Source organism: Fuerstiella marisgermanici, assembly GCF_001983935.1.
Taxonomy (GTDB): domain Bacteria; phylum Planctomycetota; class Planctomycetia; order Planctomycetales; family Planctomycetaceae; genus Fuerstiella; species Fuerstiella marisgermanici.
In genome coordinates, this window is the sequence record NZ_CP017641.1 from 590,336 (window position 1) to 605,779 (window position 15,444).

The window sequence follows — 15,444 nt, forward strand, 5'->3', positions numbered from 1 at the left end:
CTTCGTTCATTCGGGACGTGGTAAATTGCGCCAGAAACCCCTATCTGCAGTGGAATCGCTGGAACTCTAACAGTCCCACTGCAGATCGCCGCGGTCCAACCAGCGGAAGCGGCTATCAGCCGATCATCGGCGTCGCTCGTTTCACAAGTTGCAGCGGAAGTCCCCACGGGTCGCGCAGCATGGCAAATGTATCATCGCCCAGTTGATGAATGTCAGCGACGATCGTTGCACCGGCTTTGACCAGGCGAGCGGTATCGGCAGCGACATCCGTGGATACGAATGCGAGGTGCAATTCGGCCGGATTCATATTGCGGTAATCCGGTAAAGGCGCATCGCGGTTGCCGTAGATTTCAATCATGACGGTACCGCTATCGTCGGCCAAAAAATGGGCATACGGAGCGTCTGTTGTGCGACGGCGGATTTGCAGCCCCAGATGTTCGACATACCAGCGAGCCATCAGGACAGGTTCTTCGACGTTGAAGGCCGTGTGTTCGATTTTCATAGATGTAACTTAGAGTTCCAAAGAAGTTGCTTTAGAGCAATTTACGTTTTGTTGTGGACGGTTATGGCTCGTAGGAACCGGCCCACGTAGGGCAAGAAACGATTTCCGCGGCCGCAAGTCAGCGCGAAACGCTGTAGGTGTTTTTAACCGCTCTCCCAGTCTCGTCGCAGGTCCCATAACTCCTGCATCATCGCCGCTTTTAGTTCTTCGATTTTCTCTTCTGATTCCAGTTTGCAGCCGTTTTGATCAGCCACGTAGAACACGTCGACCACCTGGTCAACATTCGTGGCGATGCGTGCCAGTTCGACTGACAGGCCGTGTTGGTGAAGTGTCAGTGCCAGCGTATACAGAAGGCCGGGGCTGTCCTGAGCGAACACATCGATGACCGTGTAGTGTTCTGAACAGTCGTTGTCGACGGACACACGCGGGTCGACAGGAGCCAGCGCGTGCACTTTGCGAGTCAGGCGAAACAGGCCACTGCGCCGGAACACGTGGTCCACCGTCGTGCGTCCGGTCAGTACATCCGACAACGTGTCGCACACTTCTTTGATGCGATGTTCTGCTACCTTGCCGATAAAGTCGTTATCGCTAACCAGAAACGACGCGATTAAAGTTGAGCCCGCAGTGGTGCAGGTTTGCACAGAATGGATGTCCATCCTCAGGCCCGAAAGCACGCCTGCCACGCGATGAAAGCTGTTGGCTTCGTGATCTCCACCCGCGAAAATGCGAAAGGTCACGGTGTCCATTTCCGGATCGTACGCACCTTCGATCTTCACTTCGTCCCGGCCCAGCTGCTGAATGACGTCCAAGTCGCGAGCAATGCGATCGGGGGATTCCGTCATCAGGTAAAACGGTGGCAGAGCGTCCAGCTGACGGTCAATCCATTCGGGAAACGCTTCTTTTTCTTCGACGATGATGTCTGTGACAACGCTGTCGGTATCCGGAGCACGGACAGGCACGATCGAAGACCGAACGTGTTCGCGGACCAGCTGCAGGCGTTCGCGTTCCAGGTGATTGATGGGGCGACCGCTTAAGATCAGCATCGTGCGGTTGTACAGATCAGCCAGCAATTCGCCCTTCCAGTCCGTCCAGACATCGGGGCCCACGGCCTTGATGTCGGCAGCACTCAACACGTACAGCATTCGCAGCAGTTCCGGGGCGCCGACCAGTCGAGCGAAATCGACTAGCAGAGCCTGGTCGGTGACGTCGCGGCGAAACGCGAGATCCGGCATGGTCAGATGATAGCGGACGAGAAACATCATCATCCGCTTTTTGTTTTCCGGTGTCTGCAATCGCAGGGCGACGTCTTCTGCAATCTGTTCACCGATGAGGCTGTGATCTCCGTCACGGCCTTTGCCGATATCGTGCAGGATCAACGCCGTGTGCAATGTCGCTTTGTGCCGCACGCTGTTGTAGGCCGTCCCCAAAGCGGAATCGTCGTCGACAAATTTGACGACCTCATCAATGGTCTTTAGCGTATGTTCGTCAACCGTGAAGCTGTGGTAGTGGTTGAACTGCATCAGACAACGGATCTCACCGATGGCCGGGATCAACCAGTCCAGCACATTGGTTTCGAACATGGCTCGCAACGTGAGCGGCAGGCCACTGGCAGATCTAAGAATCGTTCGAAACTGACTGCAGGATTTTCTCGACGGTTCAGCCGGTAGACGACTGGCCAGTTTGCCGATGATTCGTCGCAGGTCAGCCGACAGAACCACTTGCTGTTCCGCGGCCGCTTCGAAGACATCCATCACAGTGTCCGGCGTCTTTTTCATCTGTGCGGCGAATTCATCAGAAGCACTTAACACGCCGTCAAGAATCGTCAGCCCGTCCGGAACTCGCGCCGACACGATTACGTTTTTCAGCCGCCCAAACAGAGTCGGACGCTGCTCGGTCTCGGTCACTCGGCGAGCGATCTCAGCAACTTGTGACGTCCGCAGGAAATATTCCTGCATGAAAATTTCGACCGCTTTGCGTTTGTCGGAATTCGTTTCACCGCGACTGCGGACGATCTCCAGTTGGAGGTCACGAGTCAGGACATCCTGTTTCAATCCGGCGCGACAATGCAGATCCAGCCGCAGCGACGTCAGAAACTCGTCGGCCTGACTTAGGGCCGCCAGTTCCTGAGTTCGGATGGCAGAATGTTCCAGCAGTGTCGATGGATCGGAATCACCGAATTGAGCGAACGCGACCCAGCGAAGCAAATGCAGATCACGTAGCCCACCGGGTGAGCGTTTGATGTCCGGTTCAAGCTGATTGACGGAATTGCCGCGAGCCAGCCAGTCTTCTCGTCGAGCAGCCACGCAGGCGTCGACAAAACGATCGACCGGGTCGCGAAAGACCTTTTTCTGAACCAGCTCATACACAGAATCGAACAGGGTCCGGTCGCCCATCAGGTAACGCATATCGACCAGCGAAGTTGCGAACGGCACATCCTGTTTCGCGAACTGAACGACATCATTGGGAGTTCTGATGCTGTGACCGAGCTGAAAGCCGGTGTCCCAGCAGTCTCGCACAAACGCTGACAGAATCGGTTCGAATGACGAGGCCATGCGAGCCGACGCAACCAGCAGCAGATCGATGTCCGAATACGGAGCCGGTCGTCGCCGACCGTTGCCGCCCACGCAGATAACGGAAAACTGCGCGCCTTCTACGATACCCGAAGACGTCAGATGAACGCCCATCATCAAACGCAGCAGTTCGTCCAACTGGTCCGAGTACCAATTGCAGATATCAATTCCAGCCTCGCCGGCAGCGTGTCGAGCGGCGACTTCGGTTCGCAGCTTCTTTAAAAATTCACGTCGTGCCTGAATGTTGGAACAGTCAAGTTCTACGGTCGATGTGTCGCTCACAGGGTACTCAGACGTTAGAAAATGCGATCTGCAAAAGTCAGACGAAGCCGGAAGCTTCGCGGATTGCCAGTTTATCGGCGTCCTCATTGGAAACACAGGGCGGATGGTGAGAACCTATTCGAAAACCTGTGGCTACGCAGTTTTCGAATCGGTTATAGACCCCCTACTCAATACATCGCATACTTCGCAGGCATTTTGCCAGAAAATTGAGCATGAATCTGATTGCCCTCGCGATCATTGGCGGAATTCTTGGACGGCTTGCGGCTGGCTGGGCAGCCGTGCTTTTGTGGGACATGAATTCCGGCGGGCTTTTAGAATGCAGCGCCTGCCATGCAAAGGTTTCTCGGTTTCAACGCTGGGTGCGTTTGCGGCCATATCGCTGCAAGTGCGGGAAAGCGAGTACGATCTTCTGGCCACTGGGCTCAACCTTCGCATTGGCGCCTACGTTCGCTTTGTTTGGATGGCTGCTGTTGGATGTGAATTGCCAGGCAGTTCATGAAGTACGCCCGGATTCGCCTTTGTGGGCCAGTCGGCTGCCATTTCATCTGACGCTTATTTTCCTGCTTTGGGTGGCCACGCTCACCGACCTGCTGGATTATGTTGTCCCCGACGAAGTCGTGTATGTCGGCATTTTCATTGGCGTCGTCAGCGCGTTTGCTACGGGTGAATTGCAGATGATTCACATTTGGGTGAACTGGGATGAGGCATTGGTGACGACCAGCGGACCATATTTGCCAGACTGGATGAAAAACCATCAGCACTTACACGGTCTTGCATGGAGTCTGGCCGGGCTGGCGTGCGGTGCGTCGCTGACGTGGCTGGTACGAACGCTGTCGCACTGGCTTCTTGGTCAACCGGCTCTGGGGTTTGGCGACGTCACGTTGATGGCGTTGATCGGTTCGTTTATCGGCTGGCAACCGACGCTGTGCGTGCTGGCAATTGCGCCGCTGGTGGGAGTCGTCATCGGAATCACAGTCCGCTTAACCACGGGGCGCAGCTTTATCGCTTATGGCCCGTACCTGGCTGCGTCAGCTTTGATCGTGATTTGCAGCTGGCGTTGGCTGTGGGCCGACTATTGGATGCTGCGAGACATCTTCAGTCACTGGCCAACGATCGTGGGCATGATTGTCGGGTCGCTTGCCGCATTAACAATCATGCTGCTTGGCCTGCAGGTTTTTCGCAGGCTGCCGGCCGACAGGATGCGGAAGTAGCAGTGCGGTGTTGTTAGGGGGGGCTTAGATCATGTCCAGCTTGCGATGCCTTCGCGACGGAGGCTTGGCGCATTCAGAACAGATGCCGTGAGCTTCCAGGCGGTGTCCCGTCATGCGAAAGCCCATTTCCAGGGATACTTTATCCAGAATCGCCGAAATGTCCTCATTGCGAAACTCGATCAGTTTATCGCACTTCTGGCAGATGAAGTGATCGTGTTGAGGGTAGCCGTAGTCATGCTCGTAGACTTCCCGATCATTCGCGCGAGCGACCTTGCGAATGAGGCCGGCTTCTTCGAGCTGCGTGACCGTTCTGTAAACGGTGGCCCGACTCACTCGGTTACCGTCCTGCGGTTTGTCCAGGCGTGACGCGATGTCTTCGCAGTCGAAATGATCATGGTCTGAAAAAATTTCGCGCACGATTGTGTCGCGTTCATGAGTCAGACGCATGCCGCGTGTGACCAGAAATTCTCTGAACTTTTCGACGGGAGTTACCGCAACTTGTTTGGGAACGAGCTTGCCCACCATGTACCTCACAACAAGGGCAAGGCCCTTGACCCAAAGTTGAGCTGACGCACGAAGACACTTCCGTGGGTTGCTCTGAAAACTCGACTCAATATGAACTGCGTCTACGACATCAGCGCGCGTACGTGCTGACAGTTAGTGACTGTTTGCTGACGTATGATAGCCGACTAGGCCGTGTCATTCTCGTCTTTGATCGCTTCACGCATTCGATTCATTGCTTTTTCCAGCAAATCATCTGAATCGTAGACACCAGCATCGATTGCAGCACGAATTGTCTTCAATTTTTCCTGCCGCAGCGCCTGAACTTCTTCTTCAGAGAGCCCGTCTGCTTCGAGGTTTTTTCCGGCCGCATCGTCCTCAGACGGATCGTCGGTTTCACGCTCTGGCATGGTGTGAAGCATCGATTCTGCGAGTTTCGATCGATCGGACGAAGTTCTCATGATGGAGGCTCAATTCGCGAAGGGCCGGTGGGCTTCGGAATGCAGCGGTGCCCGCAATCGTAGGACAGCTATGCGGGGTCGTCTACTTAAAAGCCGCCAATTCGCACCCTGTCGCCAGTCAATCGCCTGCCGGGCGACGCAACTAATTGCCTAATCAGACTTTGCTTCCGCCTCGACATCTGCCAAATTCGTCGGCTGGTGCGCGAAAATGGCCAGAATCCCCGCCGGAACCTCGAATCGCTCCGGCTTCTTCTCGACTTTGCGATTCAATTTGCTGGCCAGTTTGTCGCCTTTTTTCCGGACCGCTCGACGAAGAATGCCTTCCCAGATGTTGCCATATTCCCGAACGGCACTCCCTTTGGCATTACTGATGCGCCGCAGACTGAAATCCTCCAACCGCACTCGAGTTCGCTCAACGTGCGGCAGAACTCGTAGCTTGTTTTTGCCGTCATCAGTTTTCGTCAACTGGGTGCGAAACTGAACGTCTACGACGACAGACACGTCCGCCCACGTTTCGGCGCTGACGCTGTACAACTTCGCACCCAGACTCCAGCCCTGTTGCCGTCCCGTGGCGTTTAACCGCATTGACGAACGAATGCGATATCGCGGAACGCTTTGTTCTTCTCGAGGCAGCAGCGATACGGAAAGTTGGAAGTGCTTCTCGGGATCGATCAGCTTTGCATCTACGCGTTGCCATGTCCCATGATTGACATTCTTCCAGCGACGCGATGTGTGAATCTTCAAGCCATCACGTTCGATGTTTAGGCCTGATTGAATCCGCTTCTCTTTGCCCCAGTCGTCATCATCGGTGTAGGTGTCCGGCAGCATGACCAACGCCATGCCTCGCAGGAATTCGGTCGCCTGAGCCGAAAGCGGCGTTTCCGTTTTTGGGCCGACGGTGATTTCGTCGGCGATCAGCGTTTTGCTGTGAAGCAGTGCGAAGGTAATCAGCGGGAGAATCAGCATGCGGTTTGTCATCACTCATCCTCCGTTATGGCTGTACGAGGTCCCGCCAACCTATTGCGAATACGGTCCGCTGCCAACCAACTGCTGTTCTGAAAAACCTGCCGCGATGCAATCTCTGATCGCGGCGACGGCTGCAACAACGTCATCCTGAGACACATCCAAATGAGTTGCCGCACGCATTTTCTGGCCACCCATCGGGCCAATTTGCACGCCTCGCTGCTTTAACGCGGCCGCCAATTGCACGGCTGTTCCCAATTCTGCGTCTACTTCGAAGAACACCAAATTCGATTCTGTAAGATCGGCGTCTGCATGAATGCCATCGACTTCGGCCAGCAGTGTCGCCATCTGTTTGGCATTATCGTGATCTTCGGCAAGACGGTCCACATGACTTTCTAAAGCGTAAATTGCTGCTGCCGCGACGATTCCGGCCTGTCGCAGAGCGCCACCGAACATTTTTCGAGCCCGGCGGGCCAGGCGGATCTGGTCCGCTGACCCAGCCAGAATGGAACCCATCGGGCAGCCGAGTCCCTTGCTGAAGCAGATTGAAATGGTGTCGAAGCAGGCGGCCATGTCGGCCGGTGAATAGTTACCTGCGACACATGCATTGAAGAACCTCGCGCCATCCAGATGCATCTTTAGGTTTTGCGACTGAGCCCAGTCTGATACCTGTTGCATCTGCTGAAGGGGGTACACGAAACCGCCCGCAATGTTGGTCGTGTTTTCAAGGCAGACCAGCCGTGTGCGGCAATAATGCTGATCATCGTGTCGAGGTTTGTCAGCCAGATCGTCGACACTCAGCATGCCTTTCGGCGCATCGATTTGCCGAACCGTGACGCCGCTAAGTGCCGCCGGCGCACCGGTTTCGAAGATGCCGATGTGGCCTGTCGAATTGATCAGCAGTTCGTCGCCGGGCACGCAATGGACTCGGACACCCATTTGATTGCTTTGAGTGCCCGAGCACGCGAAGACTGCGGCTTCTTTGCCCAGCAGGTCTGCGACCATGGCTTCCAGCCGATTGACAGTTGGGTCGTCCCCTGTCATGTCGTCACCCACTTCCGCGTCAAACATGGCTCGCTTCATTTCGAGCGTCGGTTTGGTGACTGTATCGCTGCGTAAATCGATCATGGTGAGGTTCCGGTGAGCTGCCAGGGGCCGCAATTGTATTGGGTTCGTTCGCAGGAAAAATACTCAGCGATGGGACAATGCGACAGTCCGTGACGGGAAACAGATCAATTCCCACGAAAATCGAAGGTTCGAGACTGCAATTTTGCGGCCACGGCGGTTCAATCTGAAATCGCCAGCCCAACAGGAAACCGGGTACTTTCGACAAGATGACCGAAACCACCACACTCAACATCCCCTTCATCGACTGCCGCCAGGGCAGCGCGACCGAGTTGTTTCAGCAACTGCGAGACAAGCTTAGCCCGCGCGGGGACGTGGTGTCTGAAGCCGGTCGCCAACGCACGATCGAACTCTTCGGCGAAGCACTCAGCCCGCGCGAAGTGGTGCAACGCATTTGTGAAGACGTGCGTGAAAAGGGACTCGACGCCGTCCTGGACTACACGGCTCGACTGGACGGCAAGCAATTAACGCCAGGCACAATTCGCGTCCGACCGGAAGAATTCGAAGCCGCCACCAAAGCCGTATCCCCCGAATTTCTGCAGACGGTCCGTCGCATCCGTGACAACGTCACCGAGTTTCAGGCAGCCGTTCTGCCCGTCGACGCAAAGGTGACTCGCAGCCTGAACGGCGGCACGGTCGAATTGCGGCAACGACATCTGCCGATGAAGCGAGTGGGCATCTGCGTGCCAGGCGGCGCGGCGGCGTATCCTTCCACCGTGCTAATGACCGCAGTGCCTGCGAAAACTGCGGGCGTGCCGGAGATCGCAATCGTTGTTCCGCCGACGGATTTTGGCGGATACAACGACGACATGCTGGCCACGTGCCACGAAATTGGGATCACAGAAGTCTATCGCGTTGGCGGGGCCCAGGCCGTTGCGGCAATGGCTTACGGTGTGGACGGGATTGATCGCGTCGACAAGATTGTTGGTCCGGGAAATCTGTTCGTGGCGCTGGCTAAGCAACGTGTGTTCGGCGACGTCGACATCGACAGCATCGCCGGTCCAAGTGAGGTCATCGTGCTGGCTGATGAGACGGCTCGACCAGACTTCATTGCGGCGGACTTAATTTCGCAAGCCGAACACAGTCCGGGTTCCGGAGTGCTGATCACCTGGCATCAACCACTGATCGAACAGGTGCGAGCGGCATTGCAAACGCAGCTTGCGAAACTTCAGCGTGGCGACCTCGCGGGGCGGTGCCTGGAAGACTACGGCGCGCTGATCCTGGCTCGCAACGCTGACGAGGCGGCCGAATTGACGGACCGGTTGGCTCCTGAGCATCTGCACATTTCAATGGACGATGCGGAATCGATGCTGTCGAAAATTCAGAATGCCGGCGCCATTTTTATGGGCCATTTCACACCGGTCGCTCTTGGCGATTACATTGCCGGACCATCGCACGTACTGCCCACCGGTGGCACGGCTCGCTTTGCCAACGGATTGGCATCGACCGACTTTATGAAACGCAGTTCTGTAATTTGTTATGATCAGGCAGCTCTTGAAGGCGATGCCAAATCCGTACGACTCATCGCGGAAAAAGAGGGACTGACCGCTCACAGTGCCAGCGTCGACATTCGCCTGAATTCCACAGAAAACTGAAAACCGTAAACTGTCTCCCATGATTAAATCTGCTGTCACGATCAGTATTGTTGAAGAAGCTCGCAAAGGTCCCTTCGTCTTTCACGATGACGTTCCGGCAGCCTGCGAGAAAGCTGCCGAACTTGGCTTCGACGCGGTTGAGCTGTTTGCACCGTCCGCTGATGCCATTACGGCTCAACCACTGGACGAACTTCTGCAGCAGCACAAGTTGAACCTGGCCGCGGTTGGTACCGGTGCAGGTATGGTCAAGCATGGTCTGCATCTTTGCGATGCCGACTCCGGTCGCCGCGAACAGGCGCGTGATTTTATTCGAGGCATCATCGACGCTGGAGCTCCCTTCAAGGCACCAGCAATCATCGGATCGATGCAGGGGCGTTGGGACGACATGACCGACAAAGAAACGGCACTCGGCTATTTGCGAGACAGCTTGAACGAACTTGGTGCTCACGCCGCCAGTTTGGGTGTGCCGCTGATTTATGAGCCACTAAACCGCTACGAAACGAATCTGGCGACCACGATGAAAGAAGGCGTGGAGTTGCTGGCTCCACTGACGACTGACAACGTCAAACTGCTGGCAGACCTGTTTCACATGAACATCGAAGAAGCCAACATCGCCGATGGCTTACGCGATGGCGGCAAGCACATCGGTCACGTTCACTTTGTTGATTCCAATCGGCAGGCCGCCGGTCGAGGGCACATGGACTACGCACCGATTGCGAAGGCTTTGGCCGACATCGGCTATGACGGCTATTGCTGTGCCGAAGCGTTTCCGATTCCGGATTCTGTTGAGACGGCTCGGCAGACGATCGAAACGTTCAAAGCCGTTTTCCGTTCGTAACCGCCACTCCGCAATACCGCCAGAGCCCTTTCATCTATAAGTTTCACCCATGCTAAAATCCGAACTTATTCACCCCGAAATTTCGGCCATCATCGCTCAAGCGGGACACAGTTCCAGGATTTTGATCGCGGATGGCAACTACCCGGCCTCATCAGCGATCGGTTCCGGTGCGAAACTGGTCAGCCTGAATCTCGCGCCTGGCCTTGTGACCGTGTCGCAGGTATTGAAGGTACTGCTGACGGCGATTCCCATCGAAGCCGTCAATACGATGGGCATGCCGGACGACGATCCGTACAAACTCGACACCGATCCGCCCGCGTGGGACGCGTATCGAGGAATCCTGGCAGCAGCCAAATCAACGGTAGAACTCAAACCCATTGAACGTTGGGACTTCTACGACGCTGTCGCCTCCCGCGATCACGTGCTGACGATACAAACGGGCGACCAGGCGCTCTGGGCAAACCTGTTGCTCACCGTGGGCGTGCGTCAGGCGGGAGAATAGGGCTTTCAGGGCGGAAACTGGCTTTGAGCCGTTTTGCCAATCTGTACTACACTGCGACCGGCGGCTTGTTCCTTTGGGAAACAGTCGCCGGTTTTGTTTTGTGGAGAGGTTCCACAAGCCATTCTCGCTCCGTGCCATCGCGGCCCTCGATAAGTCGGGGTGCGGCCAACGGACGTCCACGCGGGCCATCGAACCTAAGTCAGGCGGCTGATGAATATGCCGCCATGGAGCTAAGTATGTCATTCCGCCTTGTTGCTCTGCTGCCACTGCTTTGCTGCACGCTTCTGAATACCACGTCGGCCCAGGAACAGCTTCGCTGGAAGTTTCGTTCCGGTGACCACCTGGAATACACCGTCGTGCAAAACATGAATACATCCATGAAGTTTGGTGAACAGGAAGTGAATTCCAAATTCAACCAGACGATCGACATGTCGTGGGACATTCAAAGTGTGGCGGCCAGCGGTGACACAGTGCTGAATCAGATCTTCAATCGAGTTCGCCTGCAGATGGTTGGAGGACCAGCTGGCGAAATCGAATTCGACACAGCGACGAAAGAAGCTCCGACGAATCCTATTGTCAAACAGTTGGGGACAGTGTTTGGCAACATTGTCGGCCAGAAGTTTCAGGTGACCATGAAACCAACGGGACAGGTCGACAACGTCACTGTGCCCGAACAACTGTTGGAGGCCGTTCGACAGTCAGAAGCCGGCAAGCAGGGAGCTCTGACAGAAAGCATGCTGAAAGACATGATGAAGCAGTCGGCGGTAATGCTGCCGACGCAGCCTGTGGGGCCTGGCAGCAAGTGGAAAAGCGAACAGGAAGTTCAGATGCCGTTCGGCACCATGACAATTGTGTCCTCAATGAACTTCGTGCAGAAAGACGCCAACGGAAACGCGGTCATCGATTTCGTGCCGACTGTCAACATCTCCCCACGCGACGGAGCTCCGACGAAAATGAGCCTCGACGAATCGAACGGGCGCGGGCGAATCATTTTTGATATTGCCAGAGGCCGAGTTGTCCAGACTCAGCTTGACTTGACCCTGAAAATGACGGTCGAACAAAGCGGACAAAAACTTCCTCAGACTATTCGCAACGTCACGTCAATGACCCTGGCACAGTAGATAAGCGACAAAAAACTCAGCGTCGCCGCATTCTGAAATGCCAGGGCAGGTAAGGTCTGGCCACCGCCAGACTTCGCCATATTCCAGCCAGCCGCAGTCTCTTTCTCAGCGAAAGGAACTGCGGCTCGTTTTTTGTGTACAGACATCTTCGAGCCTATCATGAACGTTGCTAACCCGTGGCTGTGACGCCGTACTGAATCCCCGTTCGCACGGTGGCTTATTGAGGCCGTTGAACGTGGTACTTCCTTTGCTTCGAATATTCACTCAAAAACGACTGCATCCGTGAAACGCATTTTTCTGACACTGGCGCTTATCGCCACCGCGTTCCTGATCACCGCCGTCGTGTTGGGACTGAACATCGGTGGGCTGTACTTTCCCGATTCCGACGAACTCAATCCCGAAACGCAGTCGCAAATTAGTACTCATATGCTCGTGGGCGTAGGAGCACTTGTGTTTGCGTTTCTGGTACACGCCATCAGCCTGACGTACTTTATGGGCACGGGACGCTGGATCGAAGAAACCAGCAATGCGTATTCGCTGGACGCCTCATTCCACAAGCAGAATCAGAAAATCAAATACGGTACTTTGCCCGGTTCGACGCTATGCATGCTGCTTCTGGTCGCAACGGCCGCGTTGGGCGCCGTCGCTGACCCGGCCACTCCTGCATCGCTTGATGGAACGCTGGGGATGACGAGTGCTCAGATTCATTTCTTCACTGCGATTGGGACTTGCATCATCAACCTGATCGTGAATTTTTCACAGTTCGTTGCAATCTCGAAGAATGCGAATGTTGTCGAAGCCGTGCTGGCTGAAGTGCATCGGATTCGTACGGAACGTGGTCTGCCCGTGTGACGCGACCAACGTGGTCGTGGTTCCCGCTGCCGCAATTTCGTGACGCCTGGGAAACATCCAGGCCATGGCAGGAGTTCAACTAACTTGCAGGATTCCATGCTCCAAGACCTGCCCGAAACAACGGCCGCGATTCAGAATGGAATCGAACGGCAGATGCACACCGGTGTTCAGGTGTATGTAAGCCTGAACGGACAGCCGGTCGTTAATGACGCCATCGGCATGGCTACTGCAGACCGAGCGATGTCGTCCGAAACCATAATGCTGTGGCGGTCGGCGGGAAAGCCAATCACAGCTGCTGCGATATGTCGATTGTGGGAACAGGGCGATCTCTCACTGGATTCTCCGTTAAGTGAGTACCTGCCGGAAGCCGCCCACAGCGTACTCGGCGATGTCACCATTCAGCAGATCCTGACTCACACGTCCGGCATCCCGCTAATCGACACACATTGGCCGACTGCTGGCTGGGACGACATTGTTGCTCGCATCGAACGTCAGGTAACGCATGTGGGGAGCTTGACTGATGACGGGGCTTATCAGCCGCAAAGTACCTGGTTCTTGCTGGGCGAAATTCTGCAACGCACGGATGCGGCGCAGCGAAAGTTTCAGGATATCGTCGCGGACGACGTACTACAGGCGATTGGGATTCGTGAGGCCTGGTGTGGTCTGCCGGAATCGCTGCTTCCAGAAATTCAGGAGCGACTTCCGGATTTCTACGTCCGCGAAAAGGGTCGGCTGGTTCACAGCGATTACGGAACGCCGCCGTGGTTGACTCAGCCTTCCCCCGGCGGAAACATGCGAGGTCCCGTGCGAGAACTCGGGCGGTTTTACGAAATGCTGCTGCACGACGGCAAAGTGGCAGACGGAGGGCATTATCTGCAGCCTGCGACCGTTGCCAGCATGACGTCGCGACATCGCACGGACACGCACGACACCACGTTTCAACATGCAGTTGATTTTGGCCTTGGCCTGATCATCGATTCCAATCACCACGGCCACGCGACGGTGCCTTACGGATTCGGGCAGTATTGTTCTGAACGAACCTTCGGGCACGGCGGAGCTCAATGTGCGATGGGCTTTTGTGATCCGGATGCCAAACTCGTGGTTGCATGGGCGGCCAACGGCTTCTGTGGCGAGGGCCAACACCAACGCCGCAACCGAGCCATCAATGAAGCAGTCTATCAGGATCTGGGACTCGCCAAGCAGCGGTAAATGAAGCCACCAACGCCATCGCGTTCGAAGGCAGCCTTATGAAGAAAAAAATTTCACTCGGCTGCCCTGTCGGTTTGGTAGCTGGACGAATGTTTCTTCGCGGCGCAAAATAGGGCTCCGGTTGCGGAGTCAAATTTTGACTTCGCGGACTCCCACCTCCCCATATCGATCCCACCCTGATCGCGGCTTTGCCTTCGAACTTCCCCAACGGCGAAAGCAATCGCGCGTTCAAAAGAAAGATTCAATTATGCCTCAGCACACACAAAGCGATATCAGCCGCCGACTCTTCCTTGGAACCTCAGCCGCGTCGATTGCGGCTGGAATGCTGCCAGCAGGTGCTGTCGCGAATCAGTCGGCAGGCAACCTGCGAATTGGCACGTTCCGCTTTAACGTGACACCGCCAATGGGGCATTCTTTGTGCGGTGGGTGGATCAAGCCAGTGGTCGCGGTGGATGATCCGCTGGAAGCGATCGGTTATGTCATCGTCGGTGCCGGCAAACCAATCGTCGTGTGCGTTGTCGACTGGACAGGCATTCTGAACACCGCTCACGTGCAGTGGCGGCAGGCACTGGCCGATGGGGCGGGAACGAGCATCGACCGAGTCGCCGTGCATTGCGTTCATCAGCACAACGCTCCGTTTGCCTGCGTCGATGCCGAACAGATTATCCTCGATCAGGGCGACTTGCCTCACATTGTAGAACTCGACTTTTTCCGAAAATGCCTGGACGCAGGCCGGGCGGCTGTCGGCAAAGCCATGAAAGAAACTCAACCCGTCACTCACGTCGCCACCGGCGAAGCGAAGGTTGAAAAGGTGGCCGGTAACCGTCGTATTTTGGGACCGGACGGCAAAGTGGCGTCGCAACGCGGTAGCAGTTCAAAAAGTGCAGAACATCAACGTCTGCCGGAGGGCCTGATTGACCCCATGTTAAAGACTGTGGCGTTCTACAACAACGACCGCAAAATTGCCGCCAGCCACTATTATGCGTGTCATCCGATGAGCTACTACGGCGACGGCCGAGTCAGTGCAGACTTCTGCGGGCTTGCTCGCAAAGAACGGCAGAAGCAGGAACCGGATTGCGTTCACATGTACTTTAACGGTTGCGGTGGCAACATCGGAGCGGGCAAGTACAACGACGGTTCCAAAGAGATGCGTCCCGTGTTAACGAAGCGAATTCTGGACGGCATCGTTGGTTCGGAAGAGCAGCTGAAGCCGCAGCCGATCAACTCGATTTCGTGGGAAGCTCACGACATCATGCCTCCTGCGGATCTGGAACGATATGACGAGGACCAATTGATGAAGCAGATTTCCGACAGCAAGCAGCGGGTTGTCAGTCGCAACAGACCGTCTTACACGGTTGCGTATATCCGCCGAGCGGCCGAAAAGCTGCCGATCACGCTTAGTTCACTGCACGTTAACGATGCATCGCTTGTGCACTTGCCGTCCGAAAGCTTTGTCGAATACCAGTTGGGCGCTCAGGCTGCGGCCCCGGATCGCTTTGTCGCATGTGCGGCTTATGGCGATGGAGGTCCGTGGTACATTCCGAAGGCTGAATGCTATCCGCAAGGCGGCTATGCCGTGGACGTGGCCTGGTGCAAGCCCGTGATTGACGACATGCTGACCGGCGGAATCAAAGAACTGTTGGCTCGTGCCTGAGTGAACGTGGGAAGCGAGTTGAGTGAGTCGTTGCTTGCGGCTCCTCACACCCGTTTCC

At 55.7% G+C, this 15,444-nt stretch carries 14 protein-coding genes; 8 read left to right on the top strand and 6 right to left on the bottom strand.

Annotated elements, in window-relative coordinates; genetic code table 11:
• Positions 1–115: 115 nt before the first annotated feature.
• Both Fuma_RS02130 and glnD read right to left on the bottom strand, forming a co-directional pair.
• Positions 116–502 (bottom strand): VOC family protein, encoded by a 387-nt coding sequence (locus Fuma_RS02130; protein WP_077022676.1) that lies wholly within the window; start codon positions 500–502, stop codon positions 116–118.
• 143 nt (positions 503–645) lie between these two features.
• Positions 646–3,354, bottom strand: a complete 2,709-nt coding sequence (gene glnD / locus Fuma_RS02135) for a [protein-PII] uridylyltransferase (protein WP_077022677.1) — start codon at positions 3,352–3,354, stop codon at positions 646–648.
• A gap of 212 nt (positions 3,355–3,566) precedes the next feature.
• Between glnD and Fuma_RS02140 the strand changes: the two genes are divergently transcribed.
• Positions 3,567–4,565 (top strand): prepilin peptidase, encoded by a 999-nt coding sequence (locus Fuma_RS02140; protein WP_077022678.1) that lies wholly within the window; start codon positions 3,567–3,569, stop codon positions 4,563–4,565.
• Between the two features lie 24 nt (positions 4,566–4,589).
• Here Fuma_RS02140 and Fuma_RS02145 read toward each other — a convergent pair whose 3' ends face one another.
• The 4 genes from Fuma_RS02145 to Fuma_RS02160 form a co-directional block, all read right to left on the bottom strand.
• Positions 4,590–5,090: a Fur family transcriptional regulator gene (locus Fuma_RS02145; RefSeq protein ID WP_077022679.1), complete on the bottom strand. Its 501-nt coding sequence runs from the start codon at positions 5,088–5,090 to the stop codon at positions 4,590–4,592.
• Between the two features lie 164 nt (positions 5,091–5,254).
• Positions 5,255–5,527, bottom strand: coding sequence for a hypothetical protein (locus tag Fuma_RS02150; RefSeq protein ID WP_077022680.1), 273 nt, complete (start codon positions 5,525–5,527; stop codon positions 5,255–5,257).
• 150 nt (positions 5,528–5,677) lie between these two features.
• Positions 5,678–6,505 carry a hypothetical protein gene (locus Fuma_RS02155; protein WP_145943917.1) on the bottom strand — a complete coding sequence of 276 codons (828 nt, stop codon included), beginning with the start codon at positions 6,503–6,505 and terminating at the stop codon, positions 5,678–5,680.
• Between the two features lie 39 nt (positions 6,506–6,544).
• The gene (locus tag Fuma_RS02160; protein WP_077022682.1) at positions 6,545–7,618 is read right to left on the bottom strand and encodes a threonine aldolase family protein; all 1,074 of its coding nucleotides are present in this window, start codon (positions 7,616–7,618) and stop codon (positions 6,545–6,547) included.
• A 206-nt stretch (positions 7,619–7,824) separates the two neighbouring features.
• On the opposite strand from Fuma_RS02160, the gene hisD reads away from it, so the two are divergent.
• The 7 genes from hisD to Fuma_RS02195 all read left to right on the top strand — a co-directional run bounded on the left by hisD (position 7,825) and on the right by Fuma_RS02195 (position 15,386).
• Complete coding sequence (gene hisD, locus Fuma_RS02165) at positions 7,825–9,210, top strand: histidinol dehydrogenase (RefSeq protein ID WP_077022683.1); 1,386 nt, start codon at positions 7,825–7,827, stop codon at positions 9,208–9,210.
• 19 nt (positions 9,211–9,229) lie between these two features.
• Positions 9,230–10,048 carry a sugar phosphate isomerase/epimerase family protein gene (locus tag Fuma_RS02170; protein WP_077022684.1) on the top strand — a complete coding sequence of 273 codons (819 nt, stop codon included), beginning with the start codon at positions 9,230–9,232 and terminating at the stop codon, positions 10,046–10,048.
• A gap of 49 nt (positions 10,049–10,097) precedes the next feature.
• Positions 10,098–10,550 (top strand): RbsD/FucU family protein, encoded by a 453-nt coding sequence (locus Fuma_RS02175; RefSeq protein WP_077022685.1) that lies wholly within the window; start codon positions 10,098–10,100, stop codon positions 10,548–10,550.
• 236 nt (positions 10,551–10,786) lie between these two features.
• Positions 10,787–11,671, top strand: a complete 885-nt coding sequence (locus Fuma_RS02180; protein ID WP_077022686.1) for a DUF6263 family protein — start codon at positions 10,787–10,789, stop codon at positions 11,669–11,671.
• Between the two features lie 282 nt (positions 11,672–11,953).
• Positions 11,954–12,523, top strand: coding sequence for an LptM family lipoprotein (locus Fuma_RS02185; protein WP_077022687.1), 570 nt, complete (start codon positions 11,954–11,956; stop codon positions 12,521–12,523).
• A gap of 96 nt (positions 12,524–12,619) precedes the next feature.
• The gene (locus tag Fuma_RS02190; protein ID WP_077022688.1) at positions 12,620–13,732 is read left to right on the top strand and encodes a serine hydrolase domain-containing protein; all 1,113 of its coding nucleotides are present in this window, start codon (positions 12,620–12,622) and stop codon (positions 13,730–13,732) included.
• Between the two features lie 247 nt (positions 13,733–13,979).
• Positions 13,980–15,386 carry a hypothetical protein gene (locus Fuma_RS02195; RefSeq protein WP_083731736.1) on the top strand — a complete coding sequence of 469 codons (1,407 nt, stop codon included), beginning with the start codon at positions 13,980–13,982 and terminating at the stop codon, positions 15,384–15,386.
• Positions 15,387–15,444 lie beyond the last annotated feature (58 nt).

What these genes read in the sequence shown, in the direction of transcription:
- Fuma_RS02130 (WP_077022676.1), bottom strand. Translation starts at nt 502, where the DNA reads ATGAAAATCGAACACACGGCCTTCAACGTCGAAGAACCTGTCCTGATG.
- Fuma_RS02140 (WP_077022678.1), top strand. Translation starts at nt 3,567, where the DNA reads ATGAATCTGATTGCCCTCGCGATCATTGGCGGAATTCTTGGACGGCTT.
- Fuma_RS02145 (WP_077022679.1), bottom strand. Translation starts at nt 5,090, where the DNA reads ATGGTGGGCAAGCTCGTTCCCAAACAAGTTGCGGTAACTCCCGTCGAA.
- Fuma_RS02150 (WP_077022680.1), bottom strand. Translation starts at nt 5,527, where the DNA reads ATGAGAACTTCGTCCGATCGATCGAAACTCGCAGAATCGATGCTTCAC.
- Fuma_RS02155 (WP_145943917.1), bottom strand. Translation starts at nt 6,505, where the DNA reads ATGACAAACCGCATGCTGATTCTCCCGCTGATTACCTTCGCACTGCTT.
- Fuma_RS02160 (WP_077022682.1), bottom strand. Translation starts at nt 7,618, where the DNA reads ATGATCGATTTACGCAGCGATACAGTCACCAAACCGACGCTCGAAATG.
- hisD (WP_077022683.1), top strand. Translation starts at nt 7,825, where the DNA reads ATGACCGAAACCACCACACTCAACATCCCCTTCATCGACTGCCGCCAG.
- Fuma_RS02170 (WP_077022684.1), top strand. Translation starts at nt 9,230, where the DNA reads ATGATTAAATCTGCTGTCACGATCAGTATTGTTGAAGAAGCTCGCAAA.
- Fuma_RS02175 (WP_077022685.1), top strand. Translation starts at nt 10,098, where the DNA reads ATGCTAAAATCCGAACTTATTCACCCCGAAATTTCGGCCATCATCGCT.
- Fuma_RS02180 (WP_077022686.1), top strand. Translation starts at nt 10,787, where the DNA reads ATGTCATTCCGCCTTGTTGCTCTGCTGCCACTGCTTTGCTGCACGCTT.
- Fuma_RS02190 (WP_077022688.1), top strand. Translation starts at nt 12,620, where the DNA reads ATGCTCCAAGACCTGCCCGAAACAACGGCCGCGATTCAGAATGGAATC.
- Fuma_RS02195 (WP_083731736.1), top strand. Translation starts at nt 13,980, where the DNA reads ATGCCTCAGCACACACAAAGCGATATCAGCCGCCGACTCTTCCTTGGA.